Genomic DNA, 18,026 nt, shown 5'->3' on the forward strand with positions numbered 1-18,026 from the left:
AAGTCTATATCCCCTCTCATCCATATCTGTATAACCCTATTAAAAGTAATCCAGGGACTTCCATTGGGAATGTAGGTTCTGCTTAAATGCTTAAGGCCGGTACATGAAGAAGGTTAAATACTTTTATAATACACAAACGCTCAAATATGAGAAACTCGTAGTATCCCTGCGGGTGAAACTGTTGAGGATACTGGGATTTGTTTCTGCTGCCATCGTCACTGGCTTCATCTTCCTGTCCGTATCCTACCGTGTACTGGATTCTCCGAAGGAGAAACGGTTACGCCGTGAGCTGGAGGTAATGAATGAAAAGTATGAGGCCATGGAAGATCGTATGAACGAGGTTAAATCCCAGTTGGGAGAACTGGAACATCGTGACAACGAGATCTATCGCGTTATTTTCGAAGCCTCTCCTATTCCGGATAGTACCCGTGCAGGCAGTGCGGAGAAGGAAGAAGAGCTGACCCAGTTACAATCGTTCTCCAGCAGTGAGATCATTGCCAGTACAGGCGCATTGCTGCAGGAACTGTTACATCGTATTTCGATTCAGGCTAAATCTTACGAAAAGATTGACGACCTGGTAAAGAATAAACAGAAAATGCTGGCCTCCATCCCTGCTATTCAGCCGGTGGCCAACAAAGACCTTAAACGTATCGCATCCGGGTTTGGTTATCGTATCGACCCTATTTACAAAACAGTAAAATATCACTCCGGACTCGACTTTGCAGCTCCTGCAGGTACACCTATCTATGCTACAGGTGATGGTGTTGTAGAAGATGCCAGCCTCAGTGACGTAGGTTATGGTAACCACGTTACCATCAATCACGGTTATGGTTATAAGACCCTGTACGGGCACATGCTGAAGATGAAAGTGAGCACCGGGATGACCGTAAAACGTGGAGATGTCGTAGGATGGGTAGGTAGTACAGGTAAATCGACCGGTCCGCACTGCCATTATGAGGTAGTGAAGAACGGAGAGAAAGTTGACCCGGTATACTTCTTCTTTAATGATCTGTCTCCCGAAGAGTTTGACCGAATGCTGAAGATCGCCCGTTCAGGCAACCAGTCATTCGACTAACTTGTTAATGCTGAACTCTCAAAGGGGAGAATTTTGTAATTTGGTACCATGATGCAACAACTGGACCTTTTTTCTTCACCAGATCCAAAGCCACAAGTGCAAGTGCCAGAACAGGTACAGGAACCCGTCGTTGTCATAAAGCCGGCCCCCGCGCCGCCACCACCGCCAAGACCTTTGCCGGAGGTGGAGATTCCCGTGAAGATACAGGTACAGATGCCATCAGACAATTTGCCACCCGTGCCATTTATTGGCAAAGGGGCGTCTGTTACGGCCACACAGCCTCCACAGAAAAAACGTGGCAGGAAATCATTGAAAGAAGTGGCAGATGACCCGGACCTGATGAGAGCACTGGATGCTATCCCTCTGGATAAGCAATATTACTCAATCAGTGAAGTGGCCACCATGTTCCGCGTAAATACCTCATTGATCCGCTACTGGGAGAATGAGTTTGATATCTTACAGCCTAAAAAGAATAGAAAAGGCGACCGCTTATTCCGCCAGGAAGACATTCAGCACCTGAAACTTATCTATCATTTACTAAGAGAACGAAAGTATACTATCGAAGGTGCTAAACAAAAATTGAAAGAAGACCGTAAACTGGCAGCCCGCAGTTTCGAAATGGTACAAGCTTTGCTAAAGGTAAGAGGTTTTCTGACCGAACTGAAGGAACAATTATAAAAATACATTATGCGATTGAAATCATTATTACTGGTTGGCAGTATGTTACTGTCAACTTTGACATTTGCACAAACCACAGCAAGCAGAGCATCCAACGGTAAAAAGGTGTTAAAAGGTAAAATAGACATGCAAACCCTGATGAATGACAGCGCATTTGCCTGGTTTTATACAGGTGTAAATGGTTATCAGCCAAATGATAACATGCTGAACTACATTAAGGACAATCGCGGTAAATTTAATATAGTAGCGGTTGTCGGTACCTGGGAAGACCAGAGCCGTCAGCTGTTGCCAGCATTATATAAGATCATGATATTGGGTGGTAGCCCTGATGAACAGGTACTGACCTACGGTGCCGATGAAAAAATGCAGACCAGCGCACCACAGGACTATAAAATAAAGAAACTTCCTACTTTTATCCTGTTCCGTGAAGGTAAAGAGATCGGACGCCTGAATGGAGAAGTAGGCGAATCACTGGAAAGCGATATGGCAAGAATACTGCTGAAAGCTAACAGAAAAGATAAAGACTGATACTATAGTCATTAATAGTGAATCCCCGGTTAGACTATACTCATCCTTCGTTAATGCTACGTTTTGAACGTAACATTAACGAAGGATGAGTATAGTCTAACCGGGGATTATTCTATTGTATAAAGCTTGTTTACTTCTCGTGTATCTCCACTTTTGTACTGCTCAGTTTCACATTTCTTCTCTCCATAATACCAATAATAGCAAGGTTGATTTCGTTACGCAGGCCGTTATAAGGTACACCTTCAATTACCTGTGTCAGATAGATCAGCTGAATAACATAAGTATCTTTCGTAAACTCATTCAGGTTCAGTACAAACCCCTCCTGTACCCGCTCATTTGAAATCAATAACTGTCTGATATCATTCAATACCTGCAGAATGCTGTCAGCCGGGGTGTCTCCCGCTATCTCAAGCCGCATAACTGCACGCTGGTGCGTACGCAGTGAAAGGTTATCCAGTACACTATCCACCATTTTCTTATTAGGCACCGTTACATACGTCTTTTCCAGTGTGCGTATACGTGTACTACGTAAACCGATCTTTTCTACATTACCCTGAAAAGAATCCACTTTTACAGCGTCTCCCACCCGGAAAGGTTTATCAAAGAAGATGATGAAGGAACAGATCAGGTTTTCAATACTCTCTTTCGCAGCGAGGGCAAGGGCCGCAGCACCGATACCAAGACCGGCAATGATCTTGTTCACCAGTAAGGCGCCAAAGAGGATACGAATGAAAGCGATAGCGCCAAAGATGAAAACGATCGCTTTAAAGAAGTCCCGGAAGAATACTATGAACTGATTGTCAGTGATATCATGAGAAAGATCGGCGCTTTTGCTGATCATGAGTGATATGAAGTCAATCACACGCAGGATGATCCATATGATAGACACGGTCAGCGCCAGTTCCATCAGCGTATTGAGCACCATTTTCACCGTGAAGCCGTTGTATACAGTTACGTTCAGTTCCGGCGGGAAGTTCAGGTGATCTATCGTCAGCATGAAGGTAACCAGCAAAAGGAAATATTCCAGTGGTACCAGCAGCAGATGAGAAAATTCGTGTTGCCCGATCTCCGGTGCCCAGCGTCTTACCTCCCGGTATAGCAGGGTCGCTACTCCTCTGGAGAGATAGCGCTTGATCATGGAAACAAACAGCAATATAATTGCCAGTACAAAATAATTCTGGATAGGGTTGCCAAGTATTACCTGGTCTAAGAGACTGTTCATAGTTTACGTTTGCATTCTTCTAATGCCGCGAAATTATAGAATCCTGCGGCTTTCCTGATCATCTATTAGTATTACGCCCGGCTGCCGGCCTTTCTCAAAGCTGCCATATTTCCCGTCTATACCCAATGCCATTGCGCCATTCAGGGTAGCCCATTGTAATATTTCTTCCAATGCAATGTTTGAGTAATACTTACGGATGGTCTGAATCTCCTGCCAGATGGATAACTGATGATTGGAGGCCAGACTGTCTGTGCCAAGGGTGATGGTACAACCCTGACTACGCAGGAGGGGGATATCAGGCATCCGTTTTTCTATGTAAAGATTTGCCTGCGGACAAAGACACCAGTACGCATTGGGCGCCTGTTCTCTGGTGAAAGCGATGTCTTTTTCGGTAGTATAGGTATTGTGTACCAGAATGACTGGCAGGTGTTTAAACCATGGGAGCCATGCCGGCAGACTATTCGTTCCAGTGGCCCTGAATGCGGAAGCATCCATATTGAAGTGCTGGTAAAAGTCAAGAAAAGCCCCTGATTTATCCTGATACAGGGTGTTTTCGGCTTCACATTCCTGATTATGAATGCTGACAGGCGTATTATCCGGCGTAGCCGCAAGCAGAGAAAACAAGGTTTCGCTCACTGAATAAGGTGCATGCGGAACGATAGAACAGGAATGGTTTGGACCGTTTATTTCCTTGAACTGCTCCAGTATGCCCAGACTATAGTCATAGCGTTGCTGTGCAAATCCGGGTACAAACCCCATACTTTCTATAAAGGAATGATAATATACAGGACTGTTTTTCTTCAGTGCCAGTGAGGCGGTTCCATTACAGATGTCGCCAACAGCCGAGACCCCACTTTCCCACATGGCTTCTGCTGCTTTTTCCATGGCAGATGTCTGGGCGGAGTTGTCCTGTTGCCCTCTTTTTTCCATTACGCTGGTCAGAAAGGCCGGCAAACCGGTTCCTTCCGGAATAATTCCCCCCATATGGGATAATTCCAGATGGCAGTGAGTATTCACAAAACCCGGGCTCAGAATGCCGTTGAGTTCCCTGACGCCCTCCCCTGCTTCGCGCTCGTGCACGATGTCTTGCACGATTCCTCCGTCTGTCAATATCAATACCATATTCCCGGGCAATAACTGCCGCCCGTTAAATAATGCCGTTCCCTTAAATTTCAGCTGTTCAGACATGTAGTAATTATATTAATTTTGCGGCCAGTCAGAGGAAATGGCAACCGCAAGGTCACCCATACCCTCTCCAACAAAGATAATTATGATAGATAAACTTTATGCGATAAAAGGCCGTTTCGAGCAGGTATCGCTGGCATTAACGAATCCTGAAATTGTTAGTGACAATAAGCAGTTCAGCAAGCTGAGTAAAGAGTACCGTCAGCTGGAAAAGATCGTAAAGGTATATGATGCCTATATGAAGACGCTGGACAATATCGCCTTTAATAAAGAAGTCCTTGACAGTGGAGATGAGGAAATGAGGGAGCTGGCCAAGGAGGAAACAGAAGCACTGCAACAGTTGAAAGACGAGCAGGAAGCTGATATCCGCAATCTGCTGATCCCGAAAGATCCGCAGGATGAGAAAAACGCTATGCTGGAGATCCGTGGTGGTACCGGTGGTGATGAGGCGAGCCTCTTTGCCGGCGATCTGCTGCGTATGTACCTGCGTTATTGTGAAACCAAAGGCTGGAGCACTTCAATTATGAATGAAACGCCCGGTGCTGCAGGTGGATATAAAGAGGTGGTAGTAGAAGTAACCGGTGATGATGTATATGGTACCCTGAAGTTTGAATCGGGTGTACATCGTGTACAGCGCGTACCGGCAACAGAAACGCAGGGGCGTGTACATACTTCTGCAGCAACAGTAGCTATCCTGCCGGAAGCAGAAGAAGTAGACGTAGAAATCAGAGATGCAGACATCAAAATGGATACCTTCCGTTCATCTGGTGCGGGTGGTCAGCACGTAAACAAGACTGAGTCTGCCGTACGTCTGACGCATATTCCAACCGGTGTGGTGGTAGAGTGTCAGGAAGGACGTAGTCAGCACTCCAACAGAGACATTGCGATGAAGATGCTGCGTAGCCGTATCTATGAAGCGGCAGTGCGTAAGCATGAAGAGGCGATTGCATCACAACGTAAGAGCCTTGTATCTACCGGTGACCGTTCTGCCAAGATCAGAACGTACAACTATCCACAGGGTCGTGTAACTGATCACCGTATAGGTATGACTATGTACAATCTGGATGCATTTATGAACGGTGATATTCAGGAAATGGTGCAGGCATTGCAGTTTGCAGAGAACGCAGAGAAAATGAAGATGGGTAGTTAAATAAGCAGTAGCGGAGCGGATATATATCTTATTTCATAATAAATATATGTCTTACATTTGCGCCGCTCATAATATCTAGTTCACTGGTATGCTGCCTGTTTCAAAATCTGGCAGCATATTTGTCTGAGGTATTTCGCTTGAGAACTAAAAGCAAATTAAAAGAACGTTTAAACTAATTAAGATGAAAAGGATAAATCCTATTGTAGCTATTCTCCTGTCTGCTATCACATTATTCGCTTGTAACACAGTGAAACAAATGGATAATACCCAAAAAGGCGCTGCTATCGGTGTAGCTGGTGGTGCTGCGACTGGTGCAATTATCGGTAAAGCTGCCGGTAATACTGCATTAGGTGCAATTATCGGTGCTGCCGTAGGTGGTGGTGCTGGTGTACTGATCGGTAAAAAGATGGATAAACAGGCACAGGAAATCAAAACTGAAGTTCCAAATGCAACTGTTGAGCGTGTAGGTGAAGGTATCAATGTAACTTTTAACTCAGGTGTACTGTTTGGTTTCGATAAATCAGACCTGACTTCACAGGCACAGCAGAACATCAAAGATCTGGCTACCATTCTGAATAAATATCCTGATACTTACGTACGTGTGGAAGGTCACACAGATACTACAGGTACAGATGCTTATAACATGGGTCTTTCTGAAAGACGTGCAAATGCGGTAGCTACTTACCTGAAATCTCAGGGTGTTGCTGCAAGCCGTGTACAGACTTACTGGTATGGTGCAAGACAGCCGGTTGTTCCTAACAACTCTGATGCAAACAAGGCTAAAAACCGTCGTGTGGAATTCTCCATCTTCGCGAATGAGAAGATGAAATCTGACGCACAGAAAGAATCAGGAAAATAATAGTATTCCACTGATCAACTGATACAACTGGTGCCTCCGTGATAACGGGGGCACTTTTTTTTGTGGCTATTGGCACGATTTTCCCGTCGGTATGCATGTATATGGCCGCAAATAATAAAACCATCTTTACCGCGCTGGCAGCCAATCTGCTGATTGCTGTCATCAAATTTATTTCCGGTGCGGCAACCAGTAGTTCCGCCATGATATCAGAAGGTGTACATTCTGTGGTGGATACTACCAATCAGCTGTTATTGCTGTTCGGCATCCGGCGTAGTAAACGTTCTCCTGATGAAAGACGTCCTTTCGGTTATGGAAAGGAGATCTACTTCTGGTCGTTTATTGTATCTATACTCATCTTTGGTATTGGAGGCTGTATTTCCTTCTATCAGGGAGTGATCCACATCCAGCATCCTCCTCCCCTTGAAGATCCGACATGGAACTATATTGTACTGGCATTTTCATTCGTATTTGAAGGTACTTCTTTGGTGGTGGCTATCAGGGAATTTGATAAGGTAAGAGGTGATTTGTCGTGGTGGACAGCGATCCACCGTAGTAAAGACCCGGCGAGTTTTATTGTGTTATTTGAAGATGGAGCTGCTGTAATCGGACTTTCAGTCGTAGCGCTGATGGTATATCTGGGGCATCATTACAACAATCCGTACCTCGATGGTGTAGCGTCATTGATTGTGGGGATTATTCTTAGTATTGTATCAGTACTGCTGGCAAGAGAAAGTCGTAGTTTGCTGATGGGTGAAGGCATTGCGCCTGCCACGCAACAGCATATAAAAAGTCTGGTAGAAAGCGATCCGGCAATTGTTAAGGTGCAGCATATCTTTTCTACTTATCAGTCGCCGGAGGATGTGATGTTATTATTGATGGTCACTTTCAAAGCGGAGCTGGAAACGGAAGATATCAATGAGGCCATCATACGTATCAGGAAAGAGATCATGTCGGCTTATCCGCCTATACACTTCATCATTGTACAGCCGGAGCCGCAGAAAGCAGCTACTTAAGCCACCATTTCCTGACCAGGTTAAATGCAATAATACCTGCAATAGCGCCTACTATATCAGCAGCGACATCACTCATATCAAAGCTGCGGTGAACCGCAAAGTATTTCTGGATGTATTCAATTGCGAGACCATAGAAAGCCGCAGAGATCGCGATGATCGTCAGTGTGAATTTTGATATGATCCTCTTTTGGAGGTATACGCCAATACACAGAAAGAATACAGTTCCTCCAAATAACCCGATGTGTACGATCTTGTCCAGATGAATCTTCTCAAAGAAGGGATTGGACGGAAGATCGTCTCCCGGAAGCGTACACAGATATAGTACCAGTAATATCCAGACTGTTGCTGGCAGGTAATATCGGAAAAGTCTCATTGCTGGCACCATGACAAAGTTTAGTCTGTAAAGTTATAAGGTTATAAAGTTGTTACCAACCTTATAACCTTAAACTTTGCAGGGTTATACCCTTTTTAACCTTTTATTAAAATATCGTGTGGAGAGCGAATGAATTATTCCGCAACCAGTGATGCATAAGCGTCTGCAGTAAGCAGTTTTTCTACATCAGCCGGATTATTAACGGTCATTTTTACCATCCAGCCATCAGTGTATGGATCGGTGTTTACCAGTTCTGGAGAACCTTCCAGCTCTTCATTGACTTCATTGATGGTGCCAGCAACCGGCAGGAACAGGTCAGAAACGGTTTTCACAGCTTCTACTGTACCGAATACGTCTTCGGCTTCGAGGGCTTTACCTACGGTTGGAATGTCTACAAATACGATATCACCTAATTCACGTTGTGCGAATTCAGTAATACCGATAGTTGCTGTATTACCTTCCAATAATACCCATTCATGGTCTTTGGTGTAACGCAGGTTTGATGGAAAATTCATGGCAAGTTTGATTTTAAGCGGTAAAATTAATGAAATTCCGATTGAATATTTACCCTAGAAGAAAAGGAACTTATGTATCAGTCTTATCTTCATAGGAACATCTGTTAGCGGACGATTATTCGCGTCCGTTTTGAGTGCGGCGATCTTATCGATCACATCGAGTCCTTTCACTACCTGTCCGAAAACAGTATAGCTCTGGTCCAGTTGAGGTGTGCCGCCATATTGCTTATAGTATTCCCTTTGATCGACAGGTATTTTACGACCACCAAGGCGGGTCTTTTCGAGATTATCGAGTTGTTCGTCTGTCCATTTTTTTCCCTGCACAATATAGAACTGACAGCCGGAACTGGCTTTGGCCGGGTTATCATCACGTGCTGCAGCAAGGGCGCCTTTTGCATGAAAGAGGTCCAGCTGAAACTCTGCCGGAACGGTATAGTTAACATCTCCGTTGCCCAGCTGTGCACCCGGTTGTGCATGTCTGGAATCAGGGTCTCCACCTTGTATCATGAAGGTACTGATCACCCGGTGGAAAAGTGTGCTATCATAAAAGTGAGCCTTTACCAGTTTGATGAAATTGTCTCTGTGTAATGGTGTCTGATCATATAGTTTGATGATCATGGTACCATAGGGTGTAATAACTTTTACTTTCCGGTGTTTAGCCATGGCTGTGCCAAATGATAATAACAATAAAAGCAGTAGTAAATGTTTTTTCATGCAGGTGTTTTATGGATTTTTTCATGAACCAGCCGGTACGTTGCTACCGGTTAACGCAAAAGTTATCTTGTCCGGATGGCAGAAAGTCCTTTCGCTCATAAAAACGTTTTATGTTATGATTATGTTCCCCAATGCCGGGCCGTATATTGACGATCGGCAGGAAAAGGTTGTCTGATGGGGTAATGTGCTGTAATGGCCGGGTCCCTTTAAAGGAGGAGCGCTGTTTAGCGCCCCTCAAGATCGTCAAAGTATGCAATAATATGCTCCTGTAAAAACCTTTCCTGTTCAAGCATATTCATTTTAGGAACAGGCTGTACTTCCTTGAAATGAGGCCAGCCGTCTTTATCGCGGCCTTCTACTTCAAAATAGCCACTCTGGCTCAACAGTGTACAGGTAGCCACGTGCATAAGATCCTGTTTCTGTTCCTTGGTGAATTTCTTTTTTACATTATTCAGCTCCTGGATACCTATTAAAAAGAGGATCGCCTCCATATTGGGTTTCTTTCCGAAACGTTCTGTAAGCATATCCTCCACCCGTTTCCATTGCTGCGCGAATTCTTCCTGCATCTTTCTAAATATTTAATTATGAGCTCCGTATGGAGAAGTTACATCAGCAAATGTACGTTATAAAAAAAGATGATATAAATATGCTCAGGCTTTATTAATTTGGTCGCATGAGTTAGTGAGACTTATGAATGACCATTTTCTGATATAGGCACACCCGGAAAAACCTGAGTATCCTGATAATCATAGACGTAATTCGTAATTTGTCATTTATAATGTTATTATTAACAGCATTTTAACGGGCAAAAACTGCGCGTGGCGCGGGCTTTTACCCGCGGAATGTTTACTTTAGCAAACTTGTAAATCATATATAAGCATGGAGAATACATCGTATGATATCCGTCAATTGAACGAAAAGATCCATCAGGCCAGCGCATTCGTGGACCTGCTGAACCTGGAGCTGAGTAAGGTGATCGTTGGTCAGCGTTACATGGTAGAAAGATTGCTTATCGGCTTGCTGGCAGGTGGTCACGTATTGCTGGAAGGTGTGCCCGGTCTGGCGAAAACATTATCCATCAAATCCCTGTCCTCTGCTATCAACGCAAAATTCAGCCGTATTCAGTTCACACCGGACCTCCTGCCGGCTGACGTGATAGGTACTATGTTATTTAATCAGCAGAAGAATGAGTTCGTGGTACGCCGTGGTCCTATCTTCGCCAACTTTATTCTGGCGGATGAGATTAACCGTGCCCCGGCAAAGGTGCAGAGTGCTCTGCTGGAAGCGATGCAGGAAAGACAGATCACCATCGGTGACACCACTTTCAAACTGGATGATCCGTTTCTGGTACTGGCTACACAGAACCCGATCGAACAGGAAGGTACCTATATGCTGCCGGAAGCACAGGTAGACCGTTTCATGCTGAAAGTGACCATCGGTTATCCGACAAAAGAAGAAGAACGTCATATCATCCGTCAGAACCTGAATCCACAGGCTTCCGTACAGATCAATCCGGTAGTACAGCCTGCCGATATTCTGGCTGCCCGTAAACTGGTGCGTGAAGTGTACATGGATGAAAAGATAGAACGTTATATCATCGATATCGTTTTTGCTACCCGTAACCCGGAAGAATATAAACTGCAGAAGCTGAAACCACTGATCTCTTATGGTGGTTCTCCAAGGGCAAGTATCAACCTGGCACTGGCTGCTAAAGCATATGCATTTACCAAACGCAGAGGATATGTAATTCCTGAAGACGTTCGCAGCATCTGTTTTGATGTAATGCGTCACCGTGTCGGTCTTACCTATGAAGCAGAAGCAGAGAATGTAACAAGTGAAAATATCCTCAGTGAAATTCTGAATGCGGTAGAAGTACCTTGATCTTTATAGCTAAAGTCGGGAGTAGTAATCATTATTCATTTTAATCATTACCGGTGGATACTGCAGAAATATTAAAAAGGGTAAGGAGGCTGGAAATAAAGACCAGAGGCCTTTCCAATCACATCTTCTCAGGTGAATACCATAGTGCCTTCAAAGGTCGTGGTATGTCGTTCAGTGAAGTAAGGGAATACCAGTTCGGAGATGATATCCGGTCTATCGACTGGAATGTGACTGCGCGTTTCAATCACCCGTTCGTAAAGGTATTTGAAGAAGAACGTGAACTGACATTGATGCTGATGGTGGATGTGAGCGAAAGCTCCATCTTTGGAACCTCCAAACAGAACAAACGGAACATGATCACTGAATTATGTGCCGTACTGGCGTTTTCTGCTATCAACAACAACGATAAGGTAGGTGTGATCTTTTTTAGCGACGGTGTAGAAAAATACATTCCACCTAAAAAAGGAAAGTCGCATATTCTGTTTATCATCCGTGAACTGATCTCTTTCGAACCTAAACGTAAAGGCACGAATATTAAAGAAACATTGCGCTTCTTTAACAACGCGACCAAAAAGAGAAGCATCGTATTCCTCATGAGTGACTTCCTGACCGGTAGTTATCAGGATGCGCTGAACATTGCTTCAAAGAGACATGACATGGTGGGTATACATGTATACGACCAACGTGATAAGGAACTGCCTTCCGTAGGACTGATCCAGATGAATGACCTCGAAACAGGGGAACGTCAGTGGGTCGATTCTTCAGATAAACAGGTACAGCAGTATTACACCCATCAGTTCAACCAGCATGTGCAATATTGCCGTAACTCTTTCAAGAAGAGCGGCGCAGATCTTATCAGTATCCGTACCGATGAAGATTATGTAAAAGCCCTGCAGAACTTTTTCGTAAACAGGTGATAGTCTAAAGCTGAGCAAGTATTAACATGGCTAAACTGATTATAGTTAAACGTCTTATTTTATTTTTTCTGCTTGGGTTTATCCTGGCGCCATTTGCTTCTTTCGCACAGCAGGGTGAAGTAAAAGCGACAGTCGATACAGAGAGCATCCGTCTGGGAGAACAGGTGCAACTGCGTCTTTCGGCAACCATGCCTCCACAGGGCATGGATATCGTGTTTCCGCAGATACCTGATTCATTCGGACATTTTGAAGTAGTACGCCGCTCCCCGCTGGATACTACAGCACAGGGCAACACAAAGTTGCTGGGACAAACCATCGTACTGACCAGTTTTGATTCAGGCAGATGGGATATTCCGGCACTGCGTTTTGATATTGTCAATGGTGGTAACATCACTGATTCTGCATTTACAGGTCCGCTGTTTATTGATGTCAATACAGTGAGCGTTGATACAACAAAAGCCTTCAAACCTATTAAAGGACTGCGTTCAGTAGCCTGGAGTTTCTGGGATTACTGGTTATATTTTGCCATTGGCATATCCGCAGCACTGATAGGTATCGGCTTATTTGTATACTTCCGTAACCGACCTAAGAAAGCAGTACCTGTACCGACAGCTCCTGTCGTTCCGCCTTATGAAATAGCACTGCAACAACTGCAGCAGCTGAAGGCAGAAAAGGTATGGCAACAGGGAGATATCAAACAATATTATACCCGTCTTACAGATATTCTGCGAGCTTATTTTGAGCAACAGTTTAACATTCCTGCACTTGAGCAAACAACAGAAGAACTGTTACAGCATATCAAACCTGTTACTATTCTGAATCAGCAACGTGATAAATTACGTAGTCTGCTGAGTGTGGCTGACCTTGCGAAATTTGCAAAACTGATGCCTTCTCCGGAAGAGCATGAAAGTGCAATGCAGCAGGCACAGGAGATTGTTGAGTGGACGAAACCGGCAGTAGAGAAAGCCGCAATTGCAGAAAACAGGAAAGAAGAAATAAAGCAGCCTGCGAAGTAGGTCGCTCCTTGAAAAGAGAAATTATTATCAGTAAATGGATTTTTCGATCTGGAAAAATATTGAATTCGCCCATCCCGCCTTCTTCGGATTGCTGGTGTTGATACCGGTAATGATCTACTGGTATATTGCCCGGCAGCAACGCAGACAGGTTGCGATGGAGATGTCTTCCCTGCAGGGATTGAAAGGCTTGCCCGTATCCTGGAAGGTGAAATTGCGCCCCTTATTGCTGGTATTGCGTCTGGTAGCTTTTACCGCACTGGTGACAGCGCTGGCCAGACCGCAGACAAGCAATACTTCTGAAAGCATCGATAGTGAAGGTATCGATATCGTACTGGCGATAGATATTTCTGGTAGTATGCTGGCGCAGGACTTACAACCTGACAGACTGGAAGCCGCCAAAAGAGTGGCGATGAACTTTGTAGACAGCCGTATCAGTGACCGTATTGGTCTGGTGATCTTCTCTGGTGAGAGCTTTACACAATGCCCTATTACGACTGACCACGGTGTACTGAAAAATCAGATCGCACAGGTGAAAAGTGGTATGTTGCAGGACGGTACAGCGATTGGTATGGGACTGGCTACATCTGTTGACCGTTTACGTACCAGCAAAGCGAAAAGTAAAGTGATCATCCTCCTCACGGATGGTGTGAACAATATTGGTCTGATAGACCCGCTTACAGCACTGGAAATTGCGAAGGCATTTAAGATCCGCGTATATACTATCGGTGTAGGTACTGTTGGTAAAGCACCATTTCCGATGACCATGCCGGATGGTTCTATTCAGATGCAGATGCAGGATGTACAGTTGGATGAGCCTTTAATGAAAAAGATCTCTGTGGAAACAGGTGGTAAATATTTCAGGGCTACGAGCAACAAAGAACTGGAAAACATTTATGGCGAGATCGACAAACTGGAGAAAACAAAGGTAGAGATCACCTCTTACAAACGTTTTGCAGAACATTTCTTCGCATTGGCAATGCTGGCGCTGGCATGTATGCTGCTGGAAGTGGTGTTGAGATATACCGTCTTCAGAAGTCTGCCATAAGACAATCAGGAGCCAGAGAATCAGGGCTCAGGCATTGAAATGCAGCGGAGATCGGAAAAAATCGGTCAATAATATTTTGTTTTAAAAATAGAGAAGGGTGTCTCAGTTTCTTACTGAGACACCCTTCTCTATTTTTAAAATCTGATCATGATCATTAAACAGGCAATAAGCAGGAGGCCGGGCAATTTGCCAATAATTGCTAATTCTTAATTCGTAATTCCTAATTAAACTACCTTTATACCCTAAATAATTACGAGAAGCATTGCAGGCAACTATTTACAGATCGACCGGTAGCTGGTATACAGCGAAAACAACCGAAGGAGAAGTGTTCCAGGCACGTATCAAAGGGGTATTGAAAATCGATGAAGATATTACCTCCACCAACCCTATCGCTGTAGGCGATGTGGTAGAGATCGTACGGGAAGACGGGGACGCTACTGCGAATAACGCAATGATCACAGACATTAACAAGCGACATAATTATATCGTGCGGAGCTCTCCGCATAAGAAAAACCAGAAGCATATTGTGGCGGCCAATATGGATCAGGCAATGCTGATCTGTACGGTAAAGGAGCCACGTACTTCAAATGGGTTTATGGACAGGTTTCTCGTAACAGCGGCAGCTTATCATATTCCCGTGATTCTGGTCTTCAACAAGAGGGATATCTATAAAGAAAAAGATCTGGACAAGTTCGCCGAACTACAGGCTTTATATGAAGATATCGGTTATAAGGTATTGCTGGTATCTGCTGAAACAACCGACGGTATTGATCTCCTGAAAGCGGAGATGAAAGACAAGACAACCCTGATGTCTGGTCATTCAGGGGTAGGTAAATCATCTTTGATCAACCGTTTGTTGCCCGGACTGGATCTTCGCACAAAAGCGGTGAGTGGATGGAGTGGTAAAGGGTTGCATACAACTACTTATGCTGAAATGTATGATCTGCCGGATGGAGGCAAACTGATCGATACACCGGGTGTACGTGAATTTGGTATAGTGGATATCACCAAACCCGAATTATCGCATTATTTTCTGGAAATGCAGCCTTATCTGCAGGAATGCCAGTTTAATAACTGTCTGCATATCAATGAACCCGGATGTGCCGTAAAAGCTGCCGTAAATGAGGGAGAAATCGATGTGGAGCGTTATGTCAGCTATGCCAGCATTCTGGAAAGCATACAGGAAGACCAATACTGATCTGCAAATGGCTGCAGACCGGTATTAGCCTTTTCCAAACAGGCTTTCGTTCCGAATGCCTGCCTATGTCAAATTATATATTTCAGTTATTTGTATAAGTGCTTGCTGCTGTCAACGACGTTTCTTTTTCTTTGGAGCGCTCATTTCGTCCAGCAGTTTTTCTGCACCCCAGTTCTTGCGGGGCGTAGGGCAACCTGTCTTACGGGTACGACAGGCGGACAGTCCGATGAGGGACAGCACCAGTACAAAGAGTACTAATCTTTTCATAGGGTAGCTTATTTATCAGAATACTCTTCCGTTCATCTGTTTGATAGATGATCTGTTCTGTTTTCCGTTTTTGGCAGAATAGTAGTTGTTGTTGGGGCAACCGGTACGCTCAGTTTTGCAGCCGATGGCAAAAATGCCGCATACCGCCATCAGGAATAATAGCTTTTTCATAGGGTAAGGTGTTAATAAATGCAAGATAATTAAAATATGTCACTTGCTGCCGGCATCCTCTTTGAACCAGCCGGAGTACATGAGATAATTGTTGGCAATGCGGTCTATTTCACCACTGATCAGGGACTGGCTGATATCTTTCACCTTTTTGGCAGGTACGCCGGCATAAATGGATCCCGGCTCTACTTTAGTACCTTCCAGTACTACTGCTCCTGCCGCAATGATGGTATTACTGCCAATGTGCGCATTATCCATCACGATAGCACCCATGCCTATCAATACATTATCTTCAACAGTGCAGCCATGCACGATAGCATTATGTCCGATAGAGACATTATTGCCGATAATTGCTTTTGTTTTTTCATAGGTGCAATGTATCACAGCGCCATCCTGCACATTTACTTTATTACCCATCCTGATGCTGTTAACATCTCCACGGAGTACTGCATTAAACCAGACGCTGCATTGGTCGCCCATTACGACATCGCCTACGATAGTCGCATTTGGCGCAATAAAACAGTCGTTTCCCATTGTAGGCAGTATTCCTTTAACCGGTAAGATGACAGGCATATAGTAAATTTTAACGCAAAAGTAAATAAAATCGTATAGCGTATTTTTGTGTCAGCATGAATAACAGACAACTATTTTTACGCCATGTGGCTCAGCTATCTGATGCCCCTATGGCACTCGAGATAACAAAGGCCTCCGGCATGTATATGTGGGATGCGGATGGTAAAAAGATCATGGATCTGATCGCAGGTATCAGCGTGTGTAATGTGGGACACTCCCACCCTGCCGTTGTAAATGCCATAAAGGAACAGGCAGAACAGTATATGCACCTGCTGGTATATGGAGAACTGATCCAGACCCCGCAGGTTGGTTTCGCTACCCTGCTGACCCAACATCTGCCGTCCTCACTCAACAGTGTCTATTTTACCAATTCCGGAGCAGAAGCCGTAGAAGGCGCCATGAAACTGGCTAAACGCTATACCGGCAGAACGCAGATCCTGGCTTTTGAAAAAAGCTACCATGGTTCCACACAGGGGGCTATGAGTATTATGGGAGATGAAACGTGGAGAAATGCCTACCGGCCATTATTACCTGATATACAACATCTTCAATATAATACATGGGAAGCGCTGGACCAGATCACCGACCGTACTGCCTGTATCATACTGGAAACCGTACAGGCAGAAGCCGGCGTACGAGTACCACAAAAAGAATGGTTACAGGCCATCCGGGAGAAATGTACCGCTACCGGCACCTTGATGGTACTGGACGAAATACAGTGCGGATTGGGAAGAAATGGCAGCCTCTGGGCATTCGAACAGGCCGGCGTAGTACCCGATATTTTATTGCTTGGGAAAGCGCTGGGTGGTGGTATGCCTATGGGCGCATTTATAGCAGATAGAGAAATCATGTGGAGTTTTACCAATAAGCCGGTACTTGGACATATGACCACCTTTGGCGGTCACCCTGTTATCTGTGCAGCTGGTATGGCAGGATTCAAGGTATTGCTCGAAGAAAATCTCATCGAAAAGGTAAAGGCAAAAGGACAATTGTTCCATCAATATCTGAAGCATCCCGCGATTAAAGATATCCGCTCTCTCGGATTGATGATGGCAGTTGAATTCGAGAGCTTTACCATGAATAAGAAAGTCATTGATCTGTGTATAGAGAAAGGTTTGCTGACTGACTGGTTCCTCTTTGCGCCGGAATGTCTGCGTATCGCGCCTCCATTGATTATCAGTGAGGAAGAGATCCGGCAGGCTTGTGATATTATACTTGCAGCGCTGGAGGAAGCAACCAGGGGATAAATAACGGATAAAGGATATTGAAAAGGTCATCGGTGTTGCTGATGGCCTTTTTTGCGTGTTGGAGGAGTGGTTTTGGCAGGGAGGGGATTTTTCCTGTTTCTGATCGGGGTAGTGGGCCATATGTGGCTGAGAGACTAACTTTATAAAGTTCGATAACCTATACACTATAAACAAGCCCTCATGAACATACTAAACGCACTATTGCCCACAGGATTAAGTGAAATAATTATCGCATTCGGTTTTATGATACTCTTCTTCGTTCTGGGTGTATTATTAACCAGACGGATATTCAGGATCAACGACATCGTTGCACATCTCAAAAGCATCAATGAAAAGCTGGATGCTAATCATCAATCTACTAACAGACGTGATTTATGAGCTGGGTCAAAGGGCACTTCCGCA

The 18,026-nt window shown here is 44.6% G+C and carries 22 protein-coding genes; 13 read left to right on the forward strand and 9 right to left on the reverse strand.

Features of this window, described 5'->3' with window-relative positions:
* Nucleotides 1-103: 103 nt before the first annotated feature.
* Genes FEF09_RS04225 through FEF09_RS04235 form a run of 3 tightly spaced genes read left to right on the forward strand, consistent with a single transcriptional unit; the run spans nucleotide 104 to nucleotide 2,281 of the window.
* Complete coding sequence (locus FEF09_RS04225; RefSeq protein ID WP_089809936.1) at nucleotides 104-1,075, forward strand: M23 family metallopeptidase; 972 nt, start codon at nucleotides 104-106, stop codon at nucleotides 1,073-1,075.
* 48 nt (nucleotides 1,076-1,123) lie between these two features.
* A complete protein-coding gene (locus FEF09_RS32705; RefSeq protein WP_261387325.1) occupies nucleotides 1,124-1,753 on the forward strand; it encodes a MerR family transcriptional regulator in 630 nt (209 codons plus the stop codon).
* 9 nt (nucleotides 1,754-1,762) lie between these two features.
* Nucleotides 1,763-2,281 (forward strand): thioredoxin family protein, encoded by a 519-nt coding sequence (locus tag FEF09_RS04235; RefSeq protein ID WP_146303950.1) that lies wholly within the window; start codon nucleotides 1,763-1,765, stop codon nucleotides 2,279-2,281.
* 130 nt (nucleotides 2,282-2,411) lie between these two features.
* Here the strand turns inward: FEF09_RS04235 and FEF09_RS04240 are convergent, their stop codons facing one another.
* Together FEF09_RS04240 and FEF09_RS04245 are read right to left on the reverse strand one after the other, a co-directional pair.
* Nucleotides 2,412-3,503 carry a mechanosensitive ion channel family protein gene (locus tag FEF09_RS04240; protein ID WP_146303951.1) on the reverse strand — a complete coding sequence of 364 codons (1,092 nt, stop codon included), beginning with the start codon at nucleotides 3,501-3,503 and terminating at the stop codon, nucleotides 2,412-2,414.
* A 33-nt stretch (nucleotides 3,504-3,536) separates the two neighbouring features.
* On the reverse strand, nucleotides 3,537-4,691 hold the full coding sequence (locus FEF09_RS04245) for an amidohydrolase family protein (protein ID WP_146303952.1): 1,155 nt from the start codon (nucleotides 4,689-4,691) through the stop codon (nucleotides 3,537-3,539).
* A gap of 82 nt (nucleotides 4,692-4,773) precedes the next feature.
* Between FEF09_RS04245 and prfA the strand changes: the two genes are divergently transcribed.
* The 3 genes from prfA to FEF09_RS04260 all read left to right on the forward strand — a co-directional run bounded on the left by prfA (nucleotide 4,774) and on the right by FEF09_RS04260 (nucleotide 7,710).
* Nucleotides 4,774-5,838: a peptide chain release factor 1 gene (gene prfA, locus FEF09_RS04250; protein ID WP_146303953.1), complete on the forward strand. Its 1,065-nt coding sequence runs from the start codon at nucleotides 4,774-4,776 to the stop codon at nucleotides 5,836-5,838.
* 181 nt (nucleotides 5,839-6,019) lie between these two features.
* Nucleotides 6,020-6,697 (forward strand): OmpA family protein, encoded by a 678-nt coding sequence (locus FEF09_RS04255; protein WP_146303954.1) that lies wholly within the window; start codon nucleotides 6,020-6,022, stop codon nucleotides 6,695-6,697.
* A 101-nt stretch (nucleotides 6,698-6,798) separates the two neighbouring features.
* Entirely contained in the window at nucleotides 6,799-7,710 is a 912-nt protein-coding gene (locus FEF09_RS04260) for a cation diffusion facilitator family transporter (RefSeq protein ID WP_261387326.1), read from the forward strand.
* Here FEF09_RS04260 and FEF09_RS04265 read toward each other — a convergent pair.
* The 4 genes from FEF09_RS04265 to FEF09_RS04280 form a co-directional block, all read right to left on the reverse strand.
* Nucleotides 7,703-8,083, reverse strand: coding sequence for a VanZ family protein (locus tag FEF09_RS04265; RefSeq protein ID WP_186774189.1), 381 nt, complete (start codon nucleotides 8,081-8,083; stop codon nucleotides 7,703-7,705). The genes FEF09_RS04260 and FEF09_RS04265 overlap by 8 nt on opposite strands.
* Nucleotides 8,084-8,217: 134 nt before the next feature.
* Nucleotides 8,218-8,598: a glycine cleavage system protein GcvH gene (gene gcvH, locus FEF09_RS04270; protein ID WP_146303957.1), complete on the reverse strand. Its 381-nt coding sequence runs from the start codon at nucleotides 8,596-8,598 to the stop codon at nucleotides 8,218-8,220.
* Nucleotides 8,599-8,652: 54 nt separating this feature from the next.
* The gene (locus FEF09_RS04275) at nucleotides 8,653-9,312 is read right to left on the reverse strand and encodes a peptidylprolyl isomerase (protein ID WP_146303958.1); all 660 of its coding nucleotides are present in this window, start codon (nucleotides 9,310-9,312) and stop codon (nucleotides 8,653-8,655) included.
* Between the two features lie 224 nt (nucleotides 9,313-9,536).
* Nucleotides 9,537-9,878, reverse strand: coding sequence for a hypothetical protein (locus FEF09_RS04280; RefSeq protein ID WP_146303959.1), 342 nt, complete (start codon nucleotides 9,876-9,878; stop codon nucleotides 9,537-9,539).
* Nucleotides 9,879-10,191: 313 nt separating this feature from the next.
* Here FEF09_RS04280 and FEF09_RS04285 point away from each other — a divergent pair, with 313 nt between their 5' ends.
* The 5 genes from FEF09_RS04285 (at nucleotide 10,192) to rsgA (ending at nucleotide 15,369) form a co-directional block, all read left to right on the forward strand.
* Entirely contained in the window at nucleotides 10,192-11,193 is a 1,002-nt protein-coding gene (locus FEF09_RS04285) for an AAA family ATPase (protein ID WP_146303960.1), read from the forward strand.
* A gap of 53 nt (nucleotides 11,194-11,246) precedes the next feature.
* Entirely contained in the window at nucleotides 11,247-12,110 is an 864-nt protein-coding gene (locus FEF09_RS04290; protein WP_146303961.1) for a DUF58 domain-containing protein, read from the forward strand.
* A 26-nt stretch (nucleotides 12,111-12,136) separates the two neighbouring features.
* Nucleotides 12,137-13,126 carry a hypothetical protein gene (locus tag FEF09_RS04295; protein ID WP_146303962.1) on the forward strand — a complete coding sequence of 330 codons (990 nt, stop codon included), beginning with the start codon at nucleotides 12,137-12,139 and terminating at the stop codon, nucleotides 13,124-13,126.
* 34 nt (nucleotides 13,127-13,160) lie between these two features.
* Nucleotides 13,161-14,171 carry a vWA domain-containing protein gene (locus FEF09_RS04300; RefSeq protein WP_146303963.1) on the forward strand — a complete coding sequence of 337 codons (1,011 nt, stop codon included), beginning with the start codon at nucleotides 13,161-13,163 and terminating at the stop codon, nucleotides 14,169-14,171.
* 262 nt (nucleotides 14,172-14,433) lie between these two features.
* The gene (gene rsgA, locus FEF09_RS04305; RefSeq protein ID WP_146303964.1) at nucleotides 14,434-15,369 is read left to right on the forward strand and encodes a ribosome small subunit-dependent GTPase A; all 936 of its coding nucleotides are present in this window, start codon (nucleotides 14,434-14,436) and stop codon (nucleotides 15,367-15,369) included.
* 111 nt (nucleotides 15,370-15,480) lie between these two features.
* Here the strand turns inward: rsgA and FEF09_RS30595 are convergent, their stop codons facing one another.
* From FEF09_RS30595 to FEF09_RS04310, 3 genes are read right to left on the reverse strand one after another with little or no spacing between them, the layout of a single operon-like run.
* Entirely contained in the window at nucleotides 15,481-15,636 is a 156-nt protein-coding gene (locus tag FEF09_RS30595) for a hypothetical protein (RefSeq protein WP_012788102.1), read from the reverse strand.
* Nucleotides 15,637-15,651: 15 nt separating this feature from the next.
* Nucleotides 15,652-15,807, reverse strand: a complete 156-nt coding sequence (locus FEF09_RS30600) for a hypothetical protein (protein ID WP_177222805.1) — start codon at nucleotides 15,805-15,807, stop codon at nucleotides 15,652-15,654.
* Nucleotides 15,808-15,846: 39 nt separating this feature from the next.
* On the reverse strand, nucleotides 15,847-16,377 hold the full coding sequence (locus FEF09_RS04310) for a gamma carbonic anhydrase family protein (protein WP_146303965.1): 531 nt from the start codon (nucleotides 16,375-16,377) through the stop codon (nucleotides 15,847-15,849).
* 110 nt (nucleotides 16,378-16,487) lie between these two features.
* Here FEF09_RS04310 and FEF09_RS04315 point away from each other — a divergent pair, with 110 nt between their 5' ends.
* Complete coding sequence (locus FEF09_RS04315; protein ID WP_261387327.1) at nucleotides 16,488-17,624, forward strand: aspartate aminotransferase family protein; 1,137 nt, start codon at nucleotides 16,488-16,490, stop codon at nucleotides 17,622-17,624.
* 180 nt (nucleotides 17,625-17,804) lie between these two features.
* Nucleotides 17,805-18,002: a hypothetical protein gene (locus FEF09_RS04320; RefSeq protein WP_146303967.1), complete on the forward strand. Its 198-nt coding sequence runs from the start codon at nucleotides 17,805-17,807 to the stop codon at nucleotides 18,000-18,002.
* The last annotated feature ends 24 nt before the right edge of the window (nucleotides 18,003-18,026 follow it).

The organism is Chitinophaga pinensis (assembly GCF_007896845.1).
GTDB classification, from domain to species: Bacteria; Bacteroidota; Bacteroidia; order Chitinophagales; family Chitinophagaceae; genus Chitinophaga; species Chitinophaga pinensis_C.

Bases quoted from the DNA above. Each gene is read 5' to 3' on its own strand.
- FEF09_RS30600 (WP_177222805.1), bottom strand. From the start codon at position 15,807: ATGAAAAAGCTATTATTCCTGATGGCGGTATGCGGCATTTTTGCCATC.
- FEF09_RS04300 (WP_146303963.1), top strand. From the start codon at position 13,161: ATGGATTTTTCGATCTGGAAAAATATTGAATTCGCCCATCCCGCCTTC.
- FEF09_RS04260 (WP_261387326.1), top strand. From the start codon at position 6,799: ATGGCCGCAAATAATAAAACCATCTTTACCGCGCTGGCAGCCAATCTG.
- FEF09_RS04320 (WP_146303967.1), top strand. From the start codon at position 17,805: ATGAACATACTAAACGCACTATTGCCCACAGGATTAAGTGAAATAATT.
- FEF09_RS04295 (WP_146303962.1), top strand. From the start codon at position 12,137: ATGGCTAAACTGATTATAGTTAAACGTCTTATTTTATTTTTTCTGCTT.
- FEF09_RS04255 (WP_146303954.1), top strand. From the start codon at position 6,020: ATGAAAAGGATAAATCCTATTGTAGCTATTCTCCTGTCTGCTATCACA.
- FEF09_RS04280 (WP_146303959.1), bottom strand. From the start codon at position 9,878: ATGCAGGAAGAATTCGCGCAGCAATGGAAACGGGTGGAGGATATGCTT.
- FEF09_RS04235 (WP_146303950.1), top strand. From the start codon at position 1,763: ATGCGATTGAAATCATTATTACTGGTTGGCAGTATGTTACTGTCAACT.
- FEF09_RS04265 (WP_186774189.1), bottom strand. From the start codon at position 8,083: ATGAGACTTTTCCGATATTACCTGCCAGCAACAGTCTGGATATTACTG.
- FEF09_RS04225 (WP_089809936.1), top strand. From the start codon at position 104: ATGAAGAAGGTTAAATACTTTTATAATACACAAACGCTCAAATATGAG.
- FEF09_RS30595 (WP_012788102.1), bottom strand. From the start codon at position 15,636: ATGAAAAGATTAGTACTCTTTGTACTGGTGCTGTCCCTCATCGGACTG.
- FEF09_RS04275 (WP_146303958.1), bottom strand. From the start codon at position 9,312: ATGAAAAAACATTTACTACTGCTTTTATTGTTATTATCATTTGGCACA.
- FEF09_RS04240 (WP_146303951.1), bottom strand. From the start codon at position 3,503: ATGAACAGTCTCTTAGACCAGGTAATACTTGGCAACCCTATCCAGAAT.
- FEF09_RS04285 (WP_146303960.1), top strand. From the start codon at position 10,192: ATGGAGAATACATCGTATGATATCCGTCAATTGAACGAAAAGATCCAT.
- prfA (WP_146303953.1), top strand. From the start codon at position 4,774: ATGATAGATAAACTTTATGCGATAAAAGGCCGTTTCGAGCAGGTATCG.
- FEF09_RS04310 (WP_146303965.1), bottom strand. From the start codon at position 16,377: ATGCCTGTCATCTTACCGGTTAAAGGAATACTGCCTACAATGGGAAAC.
- FEF09_RS04315 (WP_261387327.1), top strand. From the start codon at position 16,488: ATGGCACTCGAGATAACAAAGGCCTCCGGCATGTATATGTGGGATGCG.
- FEF09_RS32705 (WP_261387325.1), top strand. From the start codon at position 1,124: ATGATGCAACAACTGGACCTTTTTTCTTCACCAGATCCAAAGCCACAA.
- FEF09_RS04245 (WP_146303952.1), bottom strand. From the start codon at position 4,691: ATGTCTGAACAGCTGAAATTTAAGGGAACGGCATTATTTAACGGGCGG.
- gcvH (WP_146303957.1), bottom strand. From the start codon at position 8,598: ATGAATTTTCCATCAAACCTGCGTTACACCAAAGACCATGAATGGGTA.